Here is a 20,343-nt window from a genome sequence, read left to right as displayed (position 1 = left end):
ATTGCATGCAGTTGCCACCCTGGAAGGCGACGCCGCGTCAGAGGATCTTGGAATACTGCGCGCGGCTCTCGCGCGCCTGCAGGTACTTGTCGAACACCATGGCGATGCCGCGCACGAAGAACCAGCCCATGGGGGTGACGTCGATGGCGTTGGCGCTCAGATGCACCAGGCCGTCGTCGTGCATGGCGCGCAGACGCGCGAGCTCGCTGGCGAAGGTGGCGCGAAAGTCGATCAGGTGCGCCGCCTCCACCGACTCGAACTGCACGCGGCCCTGGCACATCAGCGCGTTGATGACGGCGCGGCGCAACACGTCGTCATGGCTCAGGGCCACGCCGCGCACGATGGGCAGGTGCCCGTGGTCGAGCATGTCCTGGTATTGCAGCAGGTCCTTGGCGTTCTGGCTGTAGGTGGCGCCGACCTTGCCTATGGCCGAGATGCCCAGCGAGATCAGGTCGCAGTCGGGCTGGGTGCTGTAGCCCTGGAAGTTGCGGTGCAGCCGCCCCTGGCGCTTGGCCACGGCGAGCGAGTCGTCCGGGAGCGCGAAATGGTCCATGCCGATGTAGACGTAGCCCACCTCCTCGAAGGCCGCTATCGAGTGCGACAGCATGGCCACCTTGTGATTGGCCACCGGAATGTCGGCGGTCTTGATGTGGCGCTGCGACTTCACGCGCGCGGGCAGGTGGGCGTAGGCGTAGAGCGCGATGCGGTCGGGCCGCAGCTCGGCCATCTGCGCGATGGTGCGCGCGAACGATTCGGGCGTCTGCTTGGGCAGGCCGTAGATCAGGTCGGCGTTGATGGAATCAAAGCCGATGCGCCGCGCGGCCGCGACCAGCTCGAACACCTGCTCGGCCGGCTGCACGCGGTGCACCGCCTTCTGCACCTCGGGGTCGAAGTCCTGCACGCCGAAGCTCAGGCGGTTGAAGCCCAGCTCGCGGATCACCTGCAGGCGTTCGGCGCTGATGGTGCGCGGGTCTATCTCTATCGAGTATTCACCCTTGGGCGCAAAGGCAAAGCGCTTGCGCAGCATGGCCATCAGGTCGGCCAGTTCCTCGTCGTTCAGGAAGGTGGGCGTGCCGCCGCCAAAGTGCAGCTGGCTCACGCTCTGGCCGGGCCCGCCCAGGTGCTTGACGTGCAGGTCGAGCTCGCGCTCGACGTAGGCAAGATAGGGCGCGGCGCGCTCGTGGTGCTTGGTGATGATCTTGTTGCAGGCGCAGTAGTAGCACAGCGATTCGCAGAACGGCAAGTGCACGTACAGCGACAGCGGCTGCGCCGCCAGGCTCGTGCCGAGCTGGCGCTGGGCGAGCGCATGGCGGTAGTCTTCTTCGCCGAAGGCTTCGACGAAGCGGTCGGCCGTCGGGTAGGAGGTGTAGCGCGGCCCCGGCACGTCGAAGCGGGAGATGAGCTCTGGGGTAATCGTGGGCATGGCAGTCCTGAATGGCAATGCGGCCATCCGATGCAAACGCAGAACTGTCGCCGTCGCTGCTGCCGCTGTCTTTGATCGCCATCAAGGAATCGGGGCGGGCCATCCTAGAATCACCCATCCCTGCCCCAGAGGACAAGCCAGCCATGCCCCACCGCGCCCTCCAGATCGCCTGTTCGCGCTGCAGCCTGCGCGAACTGTGCATGCCCGTGGACATCAGCGCGGCCGACATGGAGCGCCTCGATACGCTGGTGACCACGCGCCGGCGCGTCAAGCGCGGCAAGCCGCTGTATTCGCGCGGCGACCGTTTCAGCGCGCTGTACGCGATCCGCTCGGGCTTCTTCAAGACGCGCGTGACCGCCAGCGACGGGCGCGAGCAGGTCACGGGCTTTCAGATGGCCGGCGAGATCATGGGGCTCGACGGCATCGTCTCGGACGAGCACACCTGCGACGCGCTGGCGCTGGAAGACGCCGAGGTCTGCGAAATGCCCTACGACCGCATCGAGTCGCTGTCGCGCGAGGTGCCGGCGCTGCAGACCCATGTGCACAAGATCATGAGCCGCGAGATCGTGCGCGACCATGGCGTGATGCTGCTGCTGGGCAGCATGCGCGCCGAAGAGCGCGTCGCCTCCTTCCTGATGAATCTGCTGCAGCGCCTGCACGTGCGCGGCTTCTCCGAGGCCGAGCTGGTGCTGCGCATGACGCGCGAGGAAATCGGCAGCTACCTGGGGCTGACGCTGGAGACGGTGAGCCGCACCTTCTCGCGCTTTGCCGACGAGGGGCTGATCGAGGTCAAGCACCGCCAGGTGCGCATTCTGGACGGCGCCGGCCTGCAGACCATCGTGGACAGCGCCGGAAGCCGGCGTTGAGAACTCTGTTTTACATAGCTTGATGCGCTGGATGGGCGGGCGTTTCAGCCGGATTTCATTCTCAATCTCGGGGCTGGCCGCGCAAGGCTTTCACGGCCCCGCGCAGGCGCTTGGCCTGCAGGCGCCGCTCCCGCGAGGCGCGCGTGGGCCGCGTCGCCTTGCGTGGCAGGACGGGGCGCGCCGCCTGCTCCACCAGCTCCCGCAGGCGCGCCAGCGCGTCGCGCCGGTTGGCCTGCTGCGTGCGGTAGCGCTGCGCCTTGATGAGCACCTGGCCCTCGGTGGTGACGCGGGCGTCGGACAACGCCAGGATGCGCTGCTTGAGCTCGGCGGGCAGGGCGGAGGCGGCCACGTCAAAGCGCAGGTGCACCGCGCTCGAGACCTTGTTCACGTTCTGCCCGCCCGCGCCCTGCGCGCGGATCGCGGTGATCTGCGCCTCGCGCTCGAGCAGCGCTGCCGTGGTTACCATCCCCGCCCCTTCTAGCCCTCGCCGATTGCCCCCAATGTCCCTGCTCTCGCGCCGACAAACGGTCGGCCTCGTCCTGCTGGTGCTTGCCTGGGGCATCAACTGGCCGGTCATGAAGGTGACGCTGCGCGAGATGGGGCCCCTGCATTTTCGCGCGTTGACCATGTTCGGCGGCGCGCTGGTGCTGGCGCTGTATTTTCGCTCGCGCGGCCTGCGCCTGCTGCCGCACGGCTGGGCCGAATGGCGCGCGGTGGTGGTGCTGGGGCTGCCCAACATTCTGGGCTGGCACGCCCTGTCCATCATCGGCGTGGCGCAACTGCCTGCGGGACGCGCGGCCACGCTGGGCTTCACCATGCCGGTCTGGACGGTGCTGCTGTCGGTGCTGTTCTACCGCGAAAAGCTCACCGGACGGCTGCTGGTGGGCGTGCTGGCGGTCCTGGCGGGCATCACGCTGCTGCTGTGGAACGAGCTGGCCCAGATTGCCGGGCGTCCGGCCGGCATCGCCTGGATGCAGGGCGCGGCCTTCAGCTGGGCGCTGGGCACCATCTGGATGCGCCGCGCCCACCTGAGCATGCCGGCCGAAACCCTGGTGGTCTGGATGATGGTGCTGGCCTCCCTGGCGCTGTGGCCGCTGGCCATCTGGCTGGAGCCGCCGCAGCAGTGGCATTTCAGCGCCCCGGTCTGGGCCAGCCTGGTGTGGAGCGTGTTCATCAACTACGGGCTGGCCCAGGTGATCTGGTTTGCGCTGGTGCGCGTGCTGCCGCCCACCACCAGCGCGATGAGCGTGATGGCCGTGCCCATGGTCGGCATCCTGAGCGCACCCTTCGTGATCGGTGAATGGCCGCACTGGCAAGACCTCGCGGCCATGGTCTGCGTGGTCGTCGCCATCGGCGCGGTGCTGCTCAGGCGCGATTAGGGCGACGCTGAACAAGTTCCCGCGATGGCGCGCGCCCAGCCTGGGGATGGGCTGCAAGGCGCAAACCGCAGCGACAGCCGTAGCTATCGCGAGGATTTGCAACGCCGCAGACCGCAGCAAGCCGGGATGCGCGGCGCGCGAGGGACTTGTTCAGCGTCGCCTCAGGGCGCAGGCGCGTCCAGCAGCTGCAGCAGCAGCTGGTTGAAGGCCGGCGCCTGCTCATAGGGCGCCCAGTGCCCGACGCCCTCCAGCAGGTGCAGGCCGCGAAAATCGCGGGCGCTGGCGGCCCAGGCCGCGCGCAGCTCGGCAAAGCGCCCGCGGTAGAGCGCGTCGTGCTCGCCATAGATGGCATGCACCGGGCAGGCGACCCGCTCCAGCGCACGCGCAAGGATGTCGGTATTGGACAGACGCCGGCGCGTCAGGCGGTCGCGCTCGGCATTGCGCGCGTGCAGCTGCAGCGCCGCCTCGTCGATGCGCGCCGCATCGGCAAACATCATGGCCGCGAGGTTGTGCCGGTGCACCGCCAGCTGTGCGGACAGCTCCGGCAGATGGCGCCAGCCACGCAGGTCCACGCGGTTCGGCCGCGTCGTCGTCATGCCGGGCGCGCCCACCAGCACCAGGCTGCGGGCCAGCCCGGGCCGGGCGGCCTGCAGCAACCCGGCCGCCATGGCCCCGAAAGAAAAGCCCACCAGATCGCAGGGCGCGCCCGGAACCACGCTGCGCAGCGAGGCCAGCAGCGCGGGCAGCAGTGCATCCACGTCCTGCGCGCCGGGCACCGCGGCCGAATCGCCGAAGCCCGGAAGGTCCACCGCCCAGACCTCGCGCCCGCTGGACGCCAAGGCTTCGATATTGCGCAGCCAGTGCGTCCAGCTGCCGCTGCCGCCATGCAGCAGCACCAGCGGGGCATGGCCGCCCCGGCGATCGGCCCAGACGTGCCAGACGATGGCGCCGCCCGAGCCCGCCAGCGGGCTGCGCACGCAGCGCGCCTGCGCCTGCAGGCGCACCACCGCCTCGGGCTGCCCTACCACCGGGCGATGGCATCTATGGCCAGAGCGTAGCCCTGCACCCCCAGCCCGCAAATGAGACCGCGCGCGACCGGCGAAATCCAGGAATGGTGGCGAAAGGCCTCGCGTGCGAAGACGTTGCTGATGTGCAGCTCGATCAACGCCACCCCGGTGCCCTTGATGGCGTCGGGCAGCGCCACGCTGGTGTGGGTGTAGGCCCCGGCGTTGAGCACCACGCCGGCCAGCCGTCCGGCCGCATGCTCGCGTCCGGCTTCGTGGATGCTGTCCACCAGCGCGCCCTCATGGTTGCTCTGGCGAAATACCAGCTCCAGGCCGTGGCGCTCGCAGGCTTGGCGGCACAGCTGCTGCACGTCGGCCAGGGTCTGCGCGCCATAGACCTCGGGCTCGCGCGTGCCGAGCAGATTCAGGTTGGGACCGTTGAGAACGTAGACGAGTTGCGGCATGGCGGCGGACGCGGGGCGACAGAGCCGCGATTATGCGGCCCGCCCCGCCCGCAACGCGCCTCAGCGCCGGTCGCGCCGATGGCCGCGGTGCTCCCAGCCCCGATGGTGGCCGCGCCAGTGCGGGCGCGGGGCGTAGTACACCGGCGGCGCATAGACCACCGGCGGCGGTGCGTAATACACCGGCGCGGGTACGCGGTAGACGGGCGGCGGCGTGTAGTACACCGGCGCCGGCGCGTAATAGCCCACGCCCGCGTTGGAAGCGCCGACCACCACGCCAGGCACGCCTATGCCCACCGACCAGCTCACGTCACTGCGCGCCTGGGCGCTGCCCGCAGCCAGCACCAGCGTGAAGACCAGGCCCGCCGAGGCAATGGCCGAAAACCAGGAACGACGAACCAACATTGTTTGCTCCTTGAAAACGCGGCCCATGCCGCTAGACGTGCAACCAACGCACGAGGGAAGCCTCAGGATGGCACAGGAAGGTGTTTTTCTTGTGTCCGAACGTTGTGCTCCGCGTGTCAGAAGGTAAATGGCGGCGCATGCCCGCCGCCTAAAATCACGGCCATGAGTACGTCCGCCCAACCTGTCCCGCCACCCACGAACTTCCTGCGCCAGATCATCGAGGCCGACCTGGCCCAGGGCACGCACGCGCAAAAGCGCTGGGCCGGCAGCCCGGGCGATGCCGCGCACCAGGCGGGCGGCGCGGTGGACACGGCGCGCATCCGCACGCGCTTTCCGCCGGAACCCAATGGTTACCTGCATGTGGGCCACGCCAAGAGCATCTGCCTGAACTTCGGCCTTGCGCGCAACTATGGCGGGGTCTGCCACCTGCGTTTTGACGACACCAACCCCGAGAAGGAAGAGCAGGAGTACGTCGACGGCATCATCGACGCGGTGCGCTGGCTGGGCTTCGACTGGCGCGACACCAACGGCCGGGAGAACCTGTACTGGGCCAGCAGCTATTTCGACTTCATGTACCGGGCGGCCGAATACCTGATCGAAGCCGGGCTTGCCTACGTGGACGAACAGACGGCCGAAGAGATGCGCGCAAGCCGCGGCGACTTTGGCAAACCCGGCGTGAACAGCCCGTTTCGCGAGCGCAGCCCGGTAGAGAACCTGCGGCGCTTTCACGAGATGCGCGCCGGCCTGCATGCCGATGGCGCGATGGTCCTGCGCGCCAAGATCGACATGGCCTCGCCCAACATCAACCTGCGCGACCCGGCCATCTACCGCATCAAGCATGCGGAGCACCACGCCACCGGCAACCGGTGGTGCATCTACCCGATGTACACCTTCGCGCACCCGATCGAGGACGCGCTCGAGTGCATCACCCACAGCATCTGCACGCTGGAGTTCGAGGACCAGCGCCCGTTCTACGACTGGCTGCTCGACCATCTGGCCGACGGCGGCCTGATCGCCCGGCCCCAGCCGCGCCAGTACGAGTTCGCACGGCTGAACCTGACCTACGTGCTCACCAGCAAGCGCAAGCTCAAGCACCTGGTGGACAGCGGCACCGTCAGCGGCTGGGACGACCCGCGCATGCCCACCATCGTCGGGCTGCGCCGGCGCGGCTACACGCCCGCCTCCATCCGCGCGTTCTGCGAGCGCATCGGCGTGACCAAGGACTACGCCTGGATCGACTACGCGACGCTGGACGGCTGCCTGCGCGAGGACCTGGAGGCGCAAGCGCCCCGCGCGATGGCGGTGCTGGAGCCGCTCAAACTGGTGCTGACCAACTGGGACGAGGTGATGGGCGCCGGCCACCTCGAGCCCTGCGAGCTGCCCGCCCTGCCCCACGCCACCGAAGGCGCGGCGCCGCCCGTGCGCCGCTTCCTGCTCGGGCGCGAAGCGTGGATCGAGCGCGAAGACTTCGCCGAAGCACCACCCAAGGGCTACAAGCGCCTGTTCGTGGGCAACCGGGTGCGCCTCAAGGGCGGCTACGTGATCGAATGCACCGGTGCTGCCCGCGACGCCACCGGCGCCGTGACCGAAGTGCACGCCGTGGTCCTGGCCGATACCAAGAGCGGCACGCCCGGCGCCGACAGCGTCAAGGCCAGGGCGGCCATCACCTGGGTGGGCGTGCACGACGGCCTGGCTGCCGAGGTGCGCCTGTACGACCGGCTGTTCACCGACCCGCAGCCCGACGCGGGCGGCAAGGACTACCTGGCGCTGCTGAACCCCGACAGCCTCAAGACCGTGAGGGCCTGGGTCGAGCCTTCGCTGGCTGCGGCCCGGCCCGACGACAAGTTCCAGTTCGAGCGCCACGGCTACTTCGTGGCCGACCGCCAGGACCACGCGGCGGGGCGGCTGGTGTTCAACCGCATCACTGCGCTCAAGGACTCCTGGGGCAAGTGAGGCGCGGCGGCCCGGCGCCGCGCACGCGTCAGGCCATCAGCGGCGGCTCGCGCAGGGCCTGCACCTGCTCGCGCAGCAGCGCCACCTGGCCGCGCCAGTAGTCGCCCGAGCCGAACCACGGAAAGTGGATGGGGAAGGTCGGGTCGCCCCAGCGCCGCGCCAGCCAGGCGCTGTAGTGGATCAGGCGCAGGGTGCGCAGCGGCTCGATCAGCGCCAGCTCGCGCCGGTCGAAGGCGCGCACCTGCTCGTAGCCGTCGAGCAGCGCCGACAGCTGCAGCGTGCGCTGGCGCCGCTCGCCCGAGAGCAGCATCCACAGGTCCTGCACCGCCGGGCCCATGCGCGCGTCGTCCAGGTCCACGAAGTGCGGGCCGCCCTCGGCCTCCTCCACCGGCGTCCAGAGCACATTGCCGGGGTGGCAGTCGCCATGCACCCGCAGCAACTGCGCATCTTGCAAGCCAAATCTGGCTGCAACACCCGTACCGCCTGCGCCAGCAGCTATCTCTTCAATAGCTTCTTCGACCACCTCGCGCCATGCACCGCGCACCTCGGGCGCGACGGCCTCGTGCGCCAGCAGCCAGTCGCGCGGCTCCAGGGCGAAGCTCTGAAGGTCCAGTCGCGGGCGCTGCGTGAAGGGCCGGCGCTCGCCCACCAGGTGCAGCCGGGCGATGAAGCGGCCCAGCCATTCGAGCACCTCGAAGTCGTCGAGCTCCGGCATGCGCCCGCCGCGCCAGGGGCTGACCGAAAAGGCGAAGCCCGCATGCTGGTGCAGGGTCTGCCCGGCCAGCGCCAGCGGCGCGACCATGGGCACTTCGGCCGCGGCGAGCTCCCCGGCGAAGGCGTGCTCCTCGCCTATCTGCGCGGCGCTCCAGCGCCCCGGGCGGTAGAACTTGGCGACCACGCGGCTGCCATCGTCCAGGCCGACCTGGTAGACGCGGTTCTCGTAGGAACCGAGCGCCATCAGGCGCCCATCGCCCTGCAGGCCGCAGGCGGCCAGCGCGTCGAGCACCACGTCGGGCGTGAGCGCCGCGTAGGCGTGGGCGCCGGCTTCAGCCATGCGCGCCCCACGCCCGCGCCTGCAGCTCCTGCGCCAGCTCCAGCGCCAGCGTGCCCTCCTCGCGCTGGTGGTGGTGTTCCAGCACGTGGCGCAGCGGATGCGCGGCGTCGATCAGCCACAGCGCCGCGCGGCGCTGCGGCGCGCCCTCCCCGGGCGGGCTGGCCAGCACCTGCGCCAGACGCGCTGCATGCTCCTGCGCCAGCAGCGCGATGCGCTCATGCTCGGCGACGTACACCTTGGCCGCCCAGCGCGCCCGGGCGGGCAGATGCGGCAGCAGCTCGCGCTCTTCAATCGCGATGTGCGCGGCAAGCGCGCTGCGCCAGCGTGCGAACGTTTCCCCGGCACGCGCGAAATCGCCGCCGATCAGCTCCAGCAGATGCGCCTGCAGCAGCGCGTCCAGCCGCGCATGCTGGCGCACGAAATGGCTGGCGGGATCGATGCCCGGCGTCATGCGGTCCAAAGGGCCTGCAAGGCTTTACAGGCAAGCGCCTTGCGCTCCTGCTTGTGCAGCATGCGCGGCAGGACAGCGCTCATTCGGCGACCGTGAGCGTCACGTCGATGTTGCCCCGCGTCGCATTGGAGTAGGGGCAGACCTTGTGCGCGGCGGCAACCAGGGACTCGGCCTGGCTGCGCTCCATGCCCGGCAGGTGTATCTGCATGCGCACGGCGATGCCGTAGCCCCCGGGGATGGGCCCGAGGTCCACCTCGGCATCCACCGCCACGTCCGCGGGAATGGCGGTTTTCTGCTTTTCGCCCACGGCCTTGAGCGCGCCGATGAAGCAGGCCGAATAGCCGGCGGCAAACAGCTGCTCGGGGTTGGTGCCGCTCGCCGAGGAGCCGGGCGAGGACATCTGCACGTCCAGACGCCCGTCGTCGGAACGGGCTGCGCCGTCGCGCCCGCCGGTGGTGTGGGCGCGGGCGGTGTAGAGGACTTTGTCGAGCTTGGTCATGGTGCTTTCTCCTTTGCGAGGTGCCCTGTGCGGGCGGGGTGGAACCGATGGGCTTCAGGCCTGGCCGAGCCGGGCGCGCAAGCCCTGCAGCTGGCGCGTGAGCGCCTGCAGCTCAGCCAGGGTGGATTGGCTGGCGCGCAGCATGCAGGCGGGCACGCGCTCGGCGCTGGCCTGCAGTGCGCGGCCCTGCGGCGTGAGCGAGACGCGCACGCGCCGCTCGTCGCGCGCGTCGCGCTGACGCGCCACGAGGCCGGCGGCCTCCAGGCGCTTGAGCAAGGGGGTCAGCGTGCCGGAATCGAGGAACAGGCGCTCGCCGAGCTCGGAGACGGCCCTGGCGTCCTGCTCCCACAGCACCAGCATCACGAGGTACTGCGGATAGGTCAGGCCGAGGGCGTCGAGCAGCGGCTTGTACAGCCGGGTCACCGCCAGCGAGGTCGAATACAGCGCAAAACACAGCTGGTTGTCCAGCTGCAGCAGCGGCGGACTGCAGGGCCTGGCGGCGGCTTCGGTGGCGGGCATGGGGCGTATTGTTGCTCACAATTGAATTGTGTACAATTGAATAAGCGGCAGGGCAAACGTACCTCAGACGGTGCAAGATGCTCCTGGAAAGAGAGCCTCCGGCGCATGCCAGGCAGCCCTCTCAGGCCGCCTCGATGGCCAAAAATGGGCAATGGCCCGGATGGGACCGCCCGGCCGTCACAGCGCGGCTACGCGGCTACGCGGCAACCCCGCTGTCCGGATCGCGGCCGCTGGCGGGACCCGCCGGTCCGCCCCGGCGCCGCCCCGTGCCCTCAGTACCGGTACACGCCCTGCCCGCTCTTGCGCCCCAGGCGCCCGGCGGCCACGTATTCCTTGAGCAGCGGGCAGGGACGGTACTTGCTGTCGCCGAATTCCTTGAGATAGACCTCCATCACCGCAAGGCACACGTCCAGGCCCACCATGTCGGCCAGCGCCAGCGGGCCTATCGGCTGGTTGCAGCCGAGCTTCATGCCGGCGTCGATGTCCTCGGGCGTGGCCAGGCCTTCGGCCAGCACGAAGAAGGCTTCGTTGATCATGGGCACGAGGATGCGGTTGACCACGAAGCCGGGCGCGTTCTTCACGGTGATCGGCGTCTTGCCCAGGCGTTCGGCCAGCGCCTTGACCGCGTCGTGCGTGGCGTCCGAGGTCTGCAGGCCGCGGATGATCTCCACCAGCGCCATCATGGGCACAGGGTTGAAGAAGTGCATGCCGACGAAGCGGTCCGCGCGCCCGGTGGCGGCTGCCAGCTGGGTGATCGAGATCGACGAGGTGTTGGTGGCGATGATGACCTCGGGCGCCAGCAGGGCGTCGAGCTGCCCCAGGATCTTGTTCTTGAGCTCGTGGTTCTCGGTCGCCGCCTCGATCACCAGTTGGGCGCTCTGGAGGTCCTCGTAACGGGTCGAACCTTTGATGCGCGCCAGCGCCGCGGCCTTGTCCGCCTCGGTGATCTTTTCCTTGGCCAGCAGCCGCTCCAGGCTTTTGGCGACGGTGGCCAGGCCCTTGTCCACCGCGCCCTGGGCGATGTCGATCATGACGACCTCGATGCCCGAGACCGCGCAAGCCTGCGCGATGCCGTTGCCCATGGTGCCCGCGCCCACGACGCCGACGGTGTGGATGTGCATAGTGTTCTCCTGATGGTGCAAAACCCGCAATCGGCCGATATTAGCGGTGCGCCGCGACCCTCCAGGCTGCGGGCGAGACAGACGACAGGAGAACTCTGCATGGACTATGTGATCGTGGGCGCCGGCTCGGCCGGCTGCGTGCTGGCCGCCCGATTGAGCGAAGACCCCGGCGTGCAGGTCACGCTGCTCGAAGCCGGCCCGGTGGACAAGAGCGTGCTGCTGCACTGCCCCGCGGGCCTGGCCCTGCTGGCCCGGCTGGGCTCGGCCAACTGGGGCTTTCAGACGGTGCCGCAGGCCGGGCTGGGAGGACGGCGCGGCTACCAGCCGCGCGGCAAGGTGCTGGGCGGTTCGAGCTCGGTCAACGCCATGATCTACATGCGCGGCGCGCCCGAGGACTACGACGCCTGGGCCGCCGAGGGCAATGCCGGCTGGGGCTGGGACGAAGTGCTGCCGGTCTTCAGGCGCGGCGAAGACAACCTGCGCGGCGCCGACGCCTGGCACGGCACGGGCGGGCCGCTGCACGTGATGGACCTGTGCGACCCCAACCCCTATGCGCACGCCTTCGTGCAGGCGGGCGTGCAGGCGGGCCATGCGCACAACCCGGACTTCAATGGCGCCAGCCAGGAGGGTGTGGGGCTGTACCAGGTCACGCACAAGGCGGGCGAGCGCTTTTCCGCCGCCAAGGCCTACCTCGCGCCCCACCGGCAGCGGCCCAACCTGCACGTGATCACCGGCGCCCATGCCACGCGCGTGCTGCTGCAGGGCCAGCGCGCCGTGGGCGTGGCCTACCGCCATGGCGGGCAGGAAAGGACGCTGCACGCCGAGCGCGAGGTCGTCCTGAGCGCCGGTGCGTTCCAGTCCCCGCAGCTGCTGATGCTCTCGGGCATAGGGCCGGGCGCGCACCTGCGCGAGCATGGCCTGCCCGTGGCCCTGGACCTGCCCGGCGTGGGCGCGCACCTGCACGACCACCCGGACGTGGTGCAGGTCTGGGACGTGCCGGGCGCGCGCGAGCTCTTCGGCCTGTCGCCCGCCGGGGCCTGGCGCACCGTGGGCGACATCCGGCGCTGGCGGCGCGAGCGCCGCGGTCCGCTGACCACCAACTTCGCCGAGGCCGGCGGCTTCATCAGGAGCGAGCCGGGCGAGCCGCGGCCCGACCTGCAACTGCACTTCGTCGTCGGCAAGCTGGTGAACCACGGTCGCACCGCGGTGCCCGGCCACGGCTTTTCCTGCCATGTCTGCGTGCTGCGCCCGCGCAGCCGCGGCAGCGTGCGCCTGGCCAGCAGCAATCCGCTGGCCGCCCCGCTGATCGATCCGGCCTTCCTGCAGGAGCCCGACGACCTGCGCCGCCTGGTGGCCGGCTTCAAGCGCATGCGCGAGCTGCTGAGCCAGCCGGCGCTGACCGGGCGCGGCGCGCGCGAAACCTCGGCGGGGGTGCGCAGCGACGCCGAGATCCAGGCCTTCATCCGCCAGCATGCGGACACCATCTACCACCCGGTGGGGAGCTGCCGCATGGGCAGCGGCGCGATGGACGTGGTGGACAGCCGCCTGCGCGTGCACGGCATCGAGCGGCTGCGCGTGGTGGACGCTTCCGTCATGCCCAGCGTGGTCAGCGGCAACACCAACGCGCCCACCCTGATGATTGCCGAGCGCGCTGCGGCGTGGATGAAAGAGGCTGCGTGAAGCGCCGGCGGCTGCCTGCTGCCGAAACGCAAAAATCAGCAACAAATCCGGCCCTGACGCCTGCCCAGCAAGCGCTGGCAGCTATGCTTTCAGGAATTTTTTACTGGAATGCGACTTCGGCGAAGCTGCGCAGCTTGCGGCTGTGCAGGCGCGCCGCGCCGCCGGCCTGCAAGAGCTCGATGGCGCGCATGCCGATCAAGAGGTGCTGCTGTACGCGCTCGCGGTAGAAGTGGTTGGCCATGCCGGGCAGCTTGATCTCGCCGTGCAGCGGCTTGTCGGAGACGCACAGGAGCGTGCCGTAGGGCACGCGAAAGCGAAAGCCGTTGGCCGCGATGGTGGCGCTCTCCATGTCCAGCGCGACCGCGCGGCTCTGGCTGAAGCGCCGCTGCGGGGTGTTGTCGGGCAGCAGCTCCCAGTTGCGGTTGTCGGTGCTGGCCACGGTGCCGGTGCGCATGATGCGCTTGAGCTGGTCTTCGGGCATCTGCGCCACGTCGGCCACCGCCTGCTGCAGCGCGACCTGGATTTCCGCCAGCGCCGGCAGCGGCACCCACAGCGGCAGCTCTTCGTCGAGCACGTGGTCCTCGCGCACGTAGGCGTGGGCCAGCACGTAGTCGCCCAGCTGCTGGCTGGTTCTGAGCCCGGCGCAGTGGCCCAGCATCAGCCAGGCGTGCGGTCGCAGCACGGCCACGTGGTCGGTGATGGTCTTGGCGTTGGCCGGCCCAACGCCGATGTTCACCATGGTGATGCCGCCATGGCCTTCGCGCACCAGGTGGTAGGCGGGCATCTGCGGCAGGCGCTCGGGCAGCGCGCCCTGCGCGTCGGCCGGCTGCGCCGCCAGACCCATGCGGCGCGTGAGCACGTTGCCCGGCTCGACGAAGGCCTCGTAGCGGCTGGCGGGGTCTTGCATCTGCGCGCGGCCCAGGCGCACGAACTCGTCGATGTAGAACTGGTAGTTGGTGAACAGCACGAAGTTCTGGAACCACTCGGGGCGCGTGCCGGTGTAGTGGCGCAGGCGCTGCAGCGAATAGTCCACGCGCGGCGCGGTGAACAGCGAGAGCGGCTGCGGCTCGCCCGCGCGCGGGCGCCAGGTGCCGTTGGCAATGCCGTCGTCCATGGCGTTGAGGTCGGGCAGATCGAACAGGTCGCGCAGCAGCAGGCGCCGCTGCTGGTCGAGCGAGCCTTCCAGCGCGTCGTCCGCATCGAGCGCGAAATACACCGGTATCGGCTGGTTGCTGGTGCCCACCTCCAGCTCCACGCCGTGGTTGTGCTGCAGCAGCGAGAGCTGCTCCAGGTAGTAGTGGGCGAACAGGTCCGGGCGGGTCAGCGTGGTCTCGTAGTGCCCCGGCCCCTGCACGAAGCCGAAGGCCAGGCGCGAGGGCGCGCGCGCCACGGTGTCGGTGCGCAGGCGCACATAGGGGTAGCAGGCGCGCACCGGCTGGCCGGGCGTGTCCCCGGCGACGAAGCGCTGCATGGCCTCGCGCAGGTGGCTGGTCTGGCGCTGGTAGATCTGCTGGATGTGGGCCAGCGCCGCGGCAGCGTCACGGTGGCGGGTAGGGGCGATGTATTCGGGTGTCAAAGGCATGGCGCTATTGTCCGTGGCGCAGGCCGCACCGCGCAGGCGGGCGGCATGGCCGCAGACAAAAAAAAACCGGGCACAGGGCCCGGTTGCATGGCGCAGCGCCGTCCACGCGCTACTGCAGCAGCTTGACGCCGGTCTTGGACTGGATCTCGTCAAAGCTCACGTCGGGCGCCAGTTCCTTGAGCTTCAGGCCCTGGGACGTGACTTCCATCACGCCCAGGTCGGTGATGATCTCGTGCACCACGCCCACGCCCGTGAGCGGCAGCGTGCACTGCGGCAGGATCTTCAGGTCGGTGCTGCCGTCCTTCTTGCGCGCCACGTGCTCCATCAGCACGATGACCTTCGGAACACCTCCCACCAGGTCCATGGCGCCGCCCATGCCCTTGACCATCTTGCCCGGGATCATCCAGTTGGCCAGGTCGCCCTTCTCGCTGACCTGCATCGCACCGAGGATGGCCAGGTTGATCTTGCCGCCGCGGATCATCGCGAAGCTGTCGTGGCTGCCGAAGATGGCCGAGCCGGGCAGCGTGGTCACGGTCTGCTTGCCGGCGTTGATCAGGTCGGCATCGACCTGGTCCTCGGTCGGGAAGGGGCCGATGCCCAGCAGCCCGTTTTCCGATTGCAGCCAGACCTCCTTGTCGCCGGTGTAGTTGGCCACCAGCGTGGGGATGCCTATGCCCAGGTTCACGTAGAACCCGTCCTGCAACTCCTGCGCGGCGCGCGCCGCCATCTGTTCCTTGGTCCACGGCATGTCAGGCTCCTGCTTTCTCGGTGATGGTGCGTTTTTCGATCTGCTTGGTCGGGTGGGCGTTGAGTACGATGCGGTGCACGTAGATGCCCGGCAGATGGATGTCGTCGGGCGCGAGCTCGCCCGGCTGCACGATCTTTTCCACCTCGACGACGCAGATCTTGCCGGCCATGGCCACGGCCGGGTTGAAGTTGCGCGCCGTCAGGTTGAAGCGCAGGTTGCCGGTGGTGTCGGCCACGGCCGCATGCACCAGCGACACGTCGGGCAGCAGCGAGCGCTCCATCAGGTAGGTGTGGCCGTCGAACTCGCGCGTTTCCTTGCCTTCGGCGACGATGGTGCCCACGCCCGTGCGGGTGAAGAAGGCCGGAATGCCGGCGCCGCCGGCGCGCAGCTTCTCGGCCAGCGTGCCCTGGGGGGTGAACTCCAGCTCCAGCTCGCCCGCCAGGTACTGGCGCTCGAATTCCTTGTTCTCGCCCACGTAGGAGCTGATCATCTTCTTGATCTGGCGCGTGTTGAGCAGCTTGCCCAGCCCCACGCCGTCGATGCCCGCGTTGTTGGACACCGCGGTGAGGTTCTTCACCCCGGCGGCGCACAAGGCTTCGATCAGCGCCTCCGGGATGCCACACAGGCCGAAGCCGCCCACGGCGATCATCTGGCCATCGTGCACGATCCCCTTGAGCGCCTCTGCGGCGGAGGGATAAATCTTGTTCACGAGTCTTCTCCTGAATCGGTATTGAACGTTTTACGATACTACGCAGGCGATTTTGTTGCGCCGCACAATCAGTGTCAACACGGCCGCGGCGGGGTTATCCCTGAGCCGGGCCCAGCCGCACTCAGGCCGCGCCGGGCCTTGCTGCGCCGCCATAAGGGACGAAGCGGCTGCGGTTCTCGTCCACCTCCAGCGGGCGGCCGATGTAGGGAAAGGCGCGCTGCGGGCAGTTGGCGCGCTCGCACACCTTGCAGCCCATGCCTATGGGCGTGGGCGCCTCGGGGTCGCGCAGGTTAAGACCGCTGGAATACACCAGGCGCGGCGCATGGCGCACGTCGCAGCCCAGGCCGATGGAGAAGGTGCGCGCCGGCGTGCCCCAGCCGCCGCGGTGGCTGGTGACGGTGCGCGCGATCCACAGGTAGGCGCGCCCGTCGGGCATGCGCGCCAGCTGCGTGAGGATGCGCCCCGGCTGGGCAAAGGCTTCGTATACCTTCCACAGTGGGCAGGTGCCGCCGGTGCGGCTGAAGTGAAAGTGCGTGGCCGACTGGCGCTTGCTGATGTTGCCCGCCCGGTCCACGCGGATGAAGAAAAACGGTACCCCCGGCGCGCCCGGCCGCTGCAGGGTGGAGAGGCGATGGCACACGGTCTCGAAGCCCACGCCGAACTGCTGGCCCAGCAGGTCGATGTCATGGCGCAGGCGCTCGGCCGCCGCCAGAAAGGGCGCGTAGGGCAGCAGCAGCGCCCCGGCAAAATAGTTGGCCAGGCCAATGCGCGCCAAGCGGCGCGAGGCCGCGTCCTCCCGCAGCGGCGGCGCTTCGGTCAGCGCATCGAGCAGCGGCGCGTGCTCGATCAGCGCCAGTTGCGTGGCCAGCTGAAACACCTGCTGCGCCGCCGCCAGCCCCGGCGCCAGCCGCAGCAGGCGCCGCGCGGGATCGTAGGCGCGCTTGTCCTCGCCCTCCTGCGCCTGCTCCACCTGCACGCCGTGGCGCGCCTGCAGCCGCCGCACCAGCCACGGCGCCAGCAGATCGGTGCCGACGCCGGCCTCGCTGGCCAGGGCTTCGGCGCGCCGGTCGACTTCGTCGAAGTAGTTGCGGTGCTCGAAGAAGAAATCACGCACCACCTCGAACGGCATGGCGCGCGCCACCGGCGTGCCGCCACGGTCGTCCCCCAGGCGCAGCGCCATCGCCTCCAGCTGCGCCTGCGCCTGCAGCGTGCGCTGGTGCAGGCCCACCAGCGCGCGGCCCAGCTCGGGCATGTGCGCGGCCACCTCGCGCAGTTCAGGCAGGGAGACGGGCGCGGCCGCATCCACCAGCGCCTCGCGCATCGCGGCGGCCAGGCGCTCTTCTTCATCTTCCGAGAACTGCTGCACGTCCACGCCCAGCGCACTGTGGATCTTCAGCAGCACCGCCACCGTCAGCGGCCGCTGGTTCTGTTCCAGCTGGTTCAGGTAGCTGGGCGACAGGCCGAGCAACTGCGCCATGGCCACCTGCGTCAGGCCGCGCTCACCGCGCAGACGGCGCAGGCGCACGCCCATGAAGGTCTTCTTCATCGCTGCCTCGCCGGGGCGCAGTGATTTGCAAAATTTGCAATTTTCAGGTTTTTGCTTCGCAAGATTTCGCCTTTTCAGTGCTGGGCAGAGCTTGCGATTTTGCGTAAATTGCGAATCAACACAAGCCTTTCTTTTCCCGAACACCGCACCAGGAAGCCGCATGAGCATGACCACCCAAGCCCCCGCTCCAACCACCACCCCCAAGGCCAAGAAGGCCGTCGCCCTTTCGGGCGTGGCGGCGGGCAACACCGCGCTGTGCACCGTGGGGCGCTCCGGCAACGACCTGCATTACCGCGGCTACGACATCCTGGACATCGCCGAGGTCTGCGAGTTCGAGGAGATCGCCTACCTGCTGGTGCACGGCAAGCTGCCCACGCGCGCCGAGCTCAAGGGCTACAAAGCCAAGCTGCTGGCGCTGCGCGGCCTGCCCGGCAGCGTCAAGGCGGCACTGGAGCAACTGCCCGCCGCCAGCCACCCCATGGACGTGATGCGCACCGGCGTCTCCGCCCTGGGCTGCGCCCTGCCCGAAAAGGACGACCACAACCTGGCCGGCAGCAGAGACATCGCCGACCGGCTGCTGGCCTCGCTCGGCTCCATGCTGCTGTACTGGTACCACTACAGCAACTCGGGCCGGCGCATCGAGGTGGAAACCGACGACGACACCATCGGCGGGCACTTCCTGCACCTGCTGCACGGCAAGCGGCCCGGCGCGGGCTGGGTGCATGCCATGCACACCTCGCTGAACCTGTACGCCGAGCACGAATTCAACGCCTCCACCTTCACCGCGCGCGTGATTGCCGGCACGGGCAGCGACATGTATTCCAGCATCGCCGGTGCCATCGGTGCGCTGCGCGGCCCCAAGCATGGCGGCGCCAACGAGGCGGCCTTCGAGATCCAGAAACGCTACGACACGCCCGACGAGGCCGAGGCCGACATCCGCCGCCGCGTGGAGAGCAAGGAGGTGGTGATCGGCTTTGGCCATCCGGTCTATACCGTGAGCGACCCGCGCAACACCATCATCAAGGGCGTGGCCCGGCGCCTGTCGCAAGAGGCCGGGTCCACCCGGATGTTCGACATCGCCGAGCGCCTGGAGGCCGTGATGTGGGACGTGAAGAAGATGTTCCCCAACCTGGACTGGTTCAGCGCCGTGAGCTACCACATGATGCAGGTGCCCACCGTCCTGTTCACGCCGATCTTCGTCATCGCCCGCACCAGCGGCTGGGCCGCGCACGTGATCGAGCAGCGCCAGGACAACAAGATCATTCGCCCCAGCGCCCACTACACCGGGCCCGAGGACCAGGCCTTCATCCCGATTGCCGAGCGCGCCTGAAGACCAACCCACCACTCCTTCCCCCTATGGGGGAAGGCCGGGATGGGGGCCTTGCGCCACACGAACGCCGTCTGCGCCGCTGGCCCCCACCCCCGCTCTCCCCCAGAGGGGGAGGGAGTAAAAGCAACCCAAACCTTCCATCCAAGCAGAGCCTTTTCATGTCTTCCCCCATCTCCAACATCCGCCCCGACTACGACCAGGTCATCCAGGACATCGTCGACTACGCACTGGGCTACGAGGTCACGTCGGAGCTCGCCATCGAAACCGCCCGCCACATCCTCATCGACACCCTGGGTTGCGGCCTGGAGGCGCTCTCCTACCCGGCGGCCTGCAAGCTGCTCGGCCCGGTGGTCAAGGGCACGGTGGTGCCGCACGGCGCGCGCGTGCCGGGCACGCAGTTTGAGCTGGACCCGGTGCAGGCGGCGTTCAACATCGGCACGCTGATTCGCTGGCTGGACTTCAACGACACCTGGCTGGCGGCCGAATGGGGCCACCCCAGCGACAACCTGGGCGCCATCCTGGCCGTGGCCGACTGGCTCAGCCGCAACGCCGTGGCCGCGGGCAAGCCGCCACTGACCATGAACGAGGTGCTGCACGCCATCGTCAAGGCGCACGAAATCCAGGGCGTGATCGCGCTGGAAAACTCCTTCAACCAGGTAGGTCTGGACCACGTACTGCTGGTCAAGGTGGCCTCCACCGCCGTGGTCAGCCGCCTGCTGGGTCTCACCCGGGACGAAGCGCTGGCCGCCGTCTCGCTCGCCTGGGTGGACGGGCAAAGCCTGCGCACCTACCGCCACGCACCCAACGCTGGCAGCCGCAAGAGCTGGGCCGCGGGCGACGCCACCAGCCGCGCGGTGCGCCTGGCGCTGATGGCGCAAACCGGCGAGATGGGCTACCCCAGCGCGCTCACCGCCAGGACCTGGGGCTTCTACGACGTGCTGTTCAAGGGCCAGCCGTTCAAGTTCCAGCGCTCCTACGGCAGCTATGTGAGCGAGAACGTGCTGTTCAAGATCAGCTTCCCGGCCGAATTCCACAGCCAGACCGCGGTGGAGGCGGCCGTCACGCTGCACCAGCAGCTCAAGGATGCGGGCAAGCGCGTGCAAGACATCGAGAAGATCACCATCCGCACGCATGAGGCCTGCATCCGCATCATCGACAAGCAGGGGCCGCTCAACAACCCGGCCGACCGCGACCATTGCATTCAGTACATGGTGGCCGTGCCGCTCATCAAGGGCAACCTGACGGCCGCCGACTACGAAGACGCCGCCGCGGCCGACCCGCGCATCGACGCGCTGCGCGCACGCATTCAGTGCGAGGAAGACCCGCAATACACGCGCGACTACCACGACCCGGACAAGCGCAGCATCGCCAACGCGCTCACCGTGCAGTTCAAGGACGGCAGCCGCCTGCCCGAGGTGGCGGTGGAGTACCCCATAGGCCACCGGCGCCGCCGCGCCGAAGGCATCCCGCTGCTTCAGGCCAAGTTCCGCACCAACCTGGCACGGCGCTTTCCGCAAAAGCAGCAGGACGCCATCCTTGCCGCGTCACTCGACACCCCCGCGCTGGCGGCGATGCCCGTGCATGAGTACGTCGATCTGTACGTGATCTGACGC

Annotated in this window: 20 protein-coding genes; 6 read left to right on the top strand and 14 right to left on the bottom strand. The window is 69.0% G+C overall.

Features of this window, described 5'->3' with window-relative positions; translation table 11 throughout:
• Positions 1–37: 37 nt before the first annotated feature.
• The gene (gene hemN / locus FOZ74_RS11015) at positions 38–1,423 is read right to left on the bottom strand and encodes an oxygen-independent coproporphyrinogen III oxidase (protein WP_146913115.1); all 1,386 of its coding nucleotides are present in this window, start codon (positions 1,421–1,423) and stop codon (positions 38–40) included.
• Between the two features lie 143 nt (positions 1,424–1,566).
• Between hemN and fnr the strand changes: the two genes are divergently transcribed.
• Positions 1,567–2,289: a fumarate/nitrate reduction transcriptional regulator Fnr gene (gene fnr, locus FOZ74_RS11010; protein ID WP_146913114.1), complete on the top strand. Its 723-nt coding sequence runs from the start codon at positions 1,567–1,569 to the stop codon at positions 2,287–2,289.
• A gap of 61 nt (positions 2,290–2,350) precedes the next feature.
• Here the strand turns inward: fnr and arfB are convergent, their stop codons facing one another.
• Positions 2,351–2,755 (bottom strand): alternative ribosome rescue aminoacyl-tRNA hydrolase ArfB, encoded by a 405-nt coding sequence (arfB, locus tag FOZ74_RS11005; protein ID WP_146913113.1) that lies wholly within the window; start codon positions 2,753–2,755, stop codon positions 2,351–2,353.
• Between the two features lie 34 nt (positions 2,756–2,789).
• On the opposite strand from arfB, the gene FOZ74_RS11000 reads away from it, so the two are divergent.
• The gene (locus tag FOZ74_RS11000) at positions 2,790–3,668 is read left to right on the top strand and encodes a DMT family transporter (protein ID WP_146913112.1); all 879 of its coding nucleotides are present in this window, start codon (positions 2,790–2,792) and stop codon (positions 3,666–3,668) included.
• Positions 3,669–3,829: 161 nt separating this feature from the next.
• On the opposite strand, the gene FOZ74_RS10995 is transcribed toward FOZ74_RS11000, so the two are convergent.
• From FOZ74_RS10995 to FOZ74_RS10985, 3 genes are read right to left on the bottom strand one after another with little or no spacing between them, the layout of a single operon-like run.
• Complete coding sequence (locus tag FOZ74_RS10995) at positions 3,830–4,696, bottom strand: alpha/beta fold hydrolase (RefSeq protein WP_146913111.1); 867 nt, start codon at positions 4,694–4,696, stop codon at positions 3,830–3,832.
• Positions 4,690–5,136 carry a type II 3-dehydroquinate dehydratase gene (aroQ, locus tag FOZ74_RS10990; protein ID WP_146913110.1) on the bottom strand — a complete coding sequence of 149 codons (447 nt, stop codon included), beginning with the start codon at positions 5,134–5,136 and terminating at the stop codon, positions 4,690–4,692. The genes FOZ74_RS10995 and aroQ overlap by 7 nt, the downstream gene beginning before the upstream one ends.
• A 60-nt stretch (positions 5,137–5,196) precedes the next feature.
• A complete protein-coding gene (locus tag FOZ74_RS10985; protein WP_146913109.1) occupies positions 5,197–5,538 on the bottom strand; it encodes a hypothetical protein in 342 nt (113 codons plus the stop codon).
• Positions 5,539–5,700: 162 nt separating this feature from the next.
• On the opposite strand from FOZ74_RS10985, the gene FOZ74_RS10980 reads away from it, so the two are divergent.
• Positions 5,701–7,491 carry a glutamine--tRNA ligase/YqeY domain fusion protein gene (locus tag FOZ74_RS10980; RefSeq protein ID WP_146913108.1) on the top strand — a complete coding sequence of 597 codons (1,791 nt, stop codon included), beginning with the start codon at positions 5,701–5,703 and terminating at the stop codon, positions 7,489–7,491.
• A gap of 28 nt (positions 7,492–7,519) precedes the next feature.
• Here the strand turns inward: FOZ74_RS10980 and FOZ74_RS10975 are convergent, their stop codons facing one another.
• The 5 genes from FOZ74_RS10975 to FOZ74_RS10955 form a co-directional block, all read right to left on the bottom strand.
• Positions 7,520–8,545 (bottom strand): serine/threonine protein kinase, encoded by a 1,026-nt coding sequence (locus tag FOZ74_RS10975; protein WP_146913107.1) that lies wholly within the window; start codon positions 8,543–8,545, stop codon positions 7,520–7,522.
• On the bottom strand, positions 8,538–8,996 hold the full coding sequence (locus FOZ74_RS10970; protein WP_146913106.1) for a hemerythrin domain-containing protein: 459 nt from the start codon (positions 8,994–8,996) through the stop codon (positions 8,538–8,540). Before FOZ74_RS10970 ends, FOZ74_RS10975 begins: the two co-directional genes overlap by 8 nt.
• A gap of 79 nt (positions 8,997–9,075) precedes the next feature.
• Entirely contained in the window at positions 9,076–9,495 is a 420-nt protein-coding gene (locus FOZ74_RS10965) for an organic hydroperoxide resistance protein (protein ID WP_146913105.1), read from the bottom strand.
• Positions 9,496–9,549: 54 nt separating this feature from the next.
• Positions 9,550–10,014 (bottom strand): MarR family winged helix-turn-helix transcriptional regulator, encoded by a 465-nt coding sequence (locus tag FOZ74_RS10960; protein ID WP_146913104.1) that lies wholly within the window; start codon positions 10,012–10,014, stop codon positions 9,550–9,552.
• A gap of 272 nt (positions 10,015–10,286) precedes the next feature.
• Positions 10,287–11,135, bottom strand: a complete 849-nt coding sequence (locus tag FOZ74_RS10955) for a 3-hydroxybutyryl-CoA dehydrogenase (protein ID WP_146913103.1) — start codon at positions 11,133–11,135, stop codon at positions 10,287–10,289.
• 99 nt (positions 11,136–11,234) lie between these two features.
• Here FOZ74_RS10955 and FOZ74_RS10950 point away from each other — a divergent pair, with 99 nt between their 5' ends.
• On the top strand, positions 11,235–12,815 hold the full coding sequence (locus FOZ74_RS10950) for a GMC family oxidoreductase (RefSeq protein ID WP_146913102.1): 1,581 nt from the start codon (positions 11,235–11,237) through the stop codon (positions 12,813–12,815).
• Positions 12,816–12,915: 100 nt separating this feature from the next.
• Here the strand turns inward: FOZ74_RS10950 and FOZ74_RS10945 are convergent, their stop codons facing one another.
• From FOZ74_RS10945 to FOZ74_RS10930, 4 genes are all read right to left on the bottom strand, one after another.
• Positions 12,916–14,397, bottom strand: coding sequence for an AMP nucleosidase (locus FOZ74_RS10945; protein WP_146913101.1), 1,482 nt, complete (start codon positions 14,395–14,397; stop codon positions 12,916–12,918).
• A gap of 109 nt (positions 14,398–14,506) precedes the next feature.
• A complete protein-coding gene (locus tag FOZ74_RS10940; RefSeq protein WP_146913100.1) occupies positions 14,507–15,145 on the bottom strand; it encodes a 3-oxoacid CoA-transferase subunit B in 639 nt (212 codons plus the stop codon).
• 1 nt (position 15,146) lies between these two features.
• Positions 15,147–15,854 carry a CoA transferase subunit A gene (locus FOZ74_RS10935; RefSeq protein ID WP_146913099.1) on the bottom strand — a complete coding sequence of 236 codons (708 nt, stop codon included), beginning with the start codon at positions 15,852–15,854 and terminating at the stop codon, positions 15,147–15,149.
• Positions 15,855–15,975: 121 nt separating this feature from the next.
• Positions 15,976–17,400, bottom strand: a complete 1,425-nt coding sequence (locus tag FOZ74_RS10930) for a short-chain fatty acyl-CoA regulator family protein (protein WP_146913098.1) — start codon at positions 17,398–17,400, stop codon at positions 15,976–15,978.
• 160 nt (positions 17,401–17,560) lie between these two features.
• On the opposite strand from FOZ74_RS10930, the gene prpC reads away from it, so the two are divergent.
• Entirely contained in the window at positions 17,561–18,730 is a 1,170-nt protein-coding gene (gene prpC / locus FOZ74_RS10925; protein ID WP_146913097.1) for a bifunctional 2-methylcitrate synthase/citrate synthase, read from the top strand.
• Positions 18,731–18,888: 158 nt separating this feature from the next.
• Positions 18,889–20,340 carry a bifunctional 2-methylcitrate dehydratase/aconitate hydratase gene (locus FOZ74_RS10920; RefSeq protein WP_146913096.1) on the top strand — a complete coding sequence of 484 codons (1,452 nt, stop codon included), beginning with the start codon at positions 18,889–18,891 and terminating at the stop codon, positions 20,338–20,340.
• The last annotated feature ends 3 nt before the right edge of the window (positions 20,341–20,343 follow it).

This window comes from Comamonas flocculans (genome assembly GCF_007954405.1).
Classification (GTDB): domain Bacteria; phylum Pseudomonadota; class Gammaproteobacteria; order Burkholderiales; family Burkholderiaceae_C; genus Comamonas_C; species Comamonas_C flocculans.
Note: the sequence above shows the minus strand (reverse complement) of the source record. Positions and strands in the feature narration are given on the sequence as shown.

Bases quoted from the DNA above. Each gene is read 5' to 3' on its own strand.
- hemN (WP_146913115.1), bottom strand. From the start codon at position 1,423: ATGCCCACGATTACCCCAGAGCTCATCTCCCGCTTCGACGTGCCGGGG.
- fnr (WP_146913114.1), top strand. From the start codon at position 1,567: ATGCCCCACCGCGCCCTCCAGATCGCCTGTTCGCGCTGCAGCCTGCGC.
- arfB (WP_146913113.1), bottom strand. From the start codon at position 2,755: ATGGTAACCACGGCAGCGCTGCTCGAGCGCGAGGCGCAGATCACCGCG.
- FOZ74_RS11000 (WP_146913112.1), top strand. From the start codon at position 2,790: ATGTCCCTGCTCTCGCGCCGACAAACGGTCGGCCTCGTCCTGCTGGTG.
- aroQ (WP_146913110.1), bottom strand. From the start codon at position 5,136: ATGCCGCAACTCGTCTACGTTCTCAACGGTCCCAACCTGAATCTGCTC.
- FOZ74_RS10985 (WP_146913109.1), bottom strand. From the start codon at position 5,538: ATGTTGGTTCGTCGTTCCTGGTTTTCGGCCATTGCCTCGGCGGGCCTG.
- FOZ74_RS10980 (WP_146913108.1), top strand. From the start codon at position 5,701: ATGAGTACGTCCGCCCAACCTGTCCCGCCACCCACGAACTTCCTGCGC.
- FOZ74_RS10975 (WP_146913107.1), bottom strand. From the start codon at position 8,545: ATGGCTGAAGCCGGCGCCCACGCCTACGCGGCGCTCACGCCCGACGTG.
- FOZ74_RS10970 (WP_146913106.1), bottom strand. From the start codon at position 8,996: ATGACGCCGGGCATCGATCCCGCCAGCCATTTCGTGCGCCAGCATGCG.
- FOZ74_RS10965 (WP_146913105.1), bottom strand. From the start codon at position 9,495: ATGACCAAGCTCGACAAAGTCCTCTACACCGCCCGCGCCCACACCACC.
- FOZ74_RS10960 (WP_146913104.1), bottom strand. From the start codon at position 10,014: ATGCCCGCCACCGAAGCCGCCGCCAGGCCCTGCAGTCCGCCGCTGCTG.
- FOZ74_RS10955 (WP_146913103.1), bottom strand. From the start codon at position 11,135: ATGCACATCCACACCGTCGGCGTCGTGGGCGCGGGCACCATGGGCAAC.
- FOZ74_RS10950 (WP_146913102.1), top strand. From the start codon at position 11,235: ATGGACTATGTGATCGTGGGCGCCGGCTCGGCCGGCTGCGTGCTGGCC.
- FOZ74_RS10945 (WP_146913101.1), bottom strand. From the start codon at position 14,397: ATGCCTTTGACACCCGAATACATCGCCCCTACCCGCCACCGTGACGCT.
- FOZ74_RS10940 (WP_146913100.1), bottom strand. From the start codon at position 15,145: ATGCCGTGGACCAAGGAACAGATGGCGGCGCGCGCCGCGCAGGAGTTG.
- FOZ74_RS10930 (WP_146913098.1), bottom strand. From the start codon at position 17,400: ATGAAGAAGACCTTCATGGGCGTGCGCCTGCGCCGTCTGCGCGGTGAG.
- prpC (WP_146913097.1), top strand. From the start codon at position 17,561: ATGAGCATGACCACCCAAGCCCCCGCTCCAACCACCACCCCCAAGGCC.
- FOZ74_RS10920 (WP_146913096.1), top strand. From the start codon at position 18,889: ATGTCTTCCCCCATCTCCAACATCCGCCCCGACTACGACCAGGTCATC.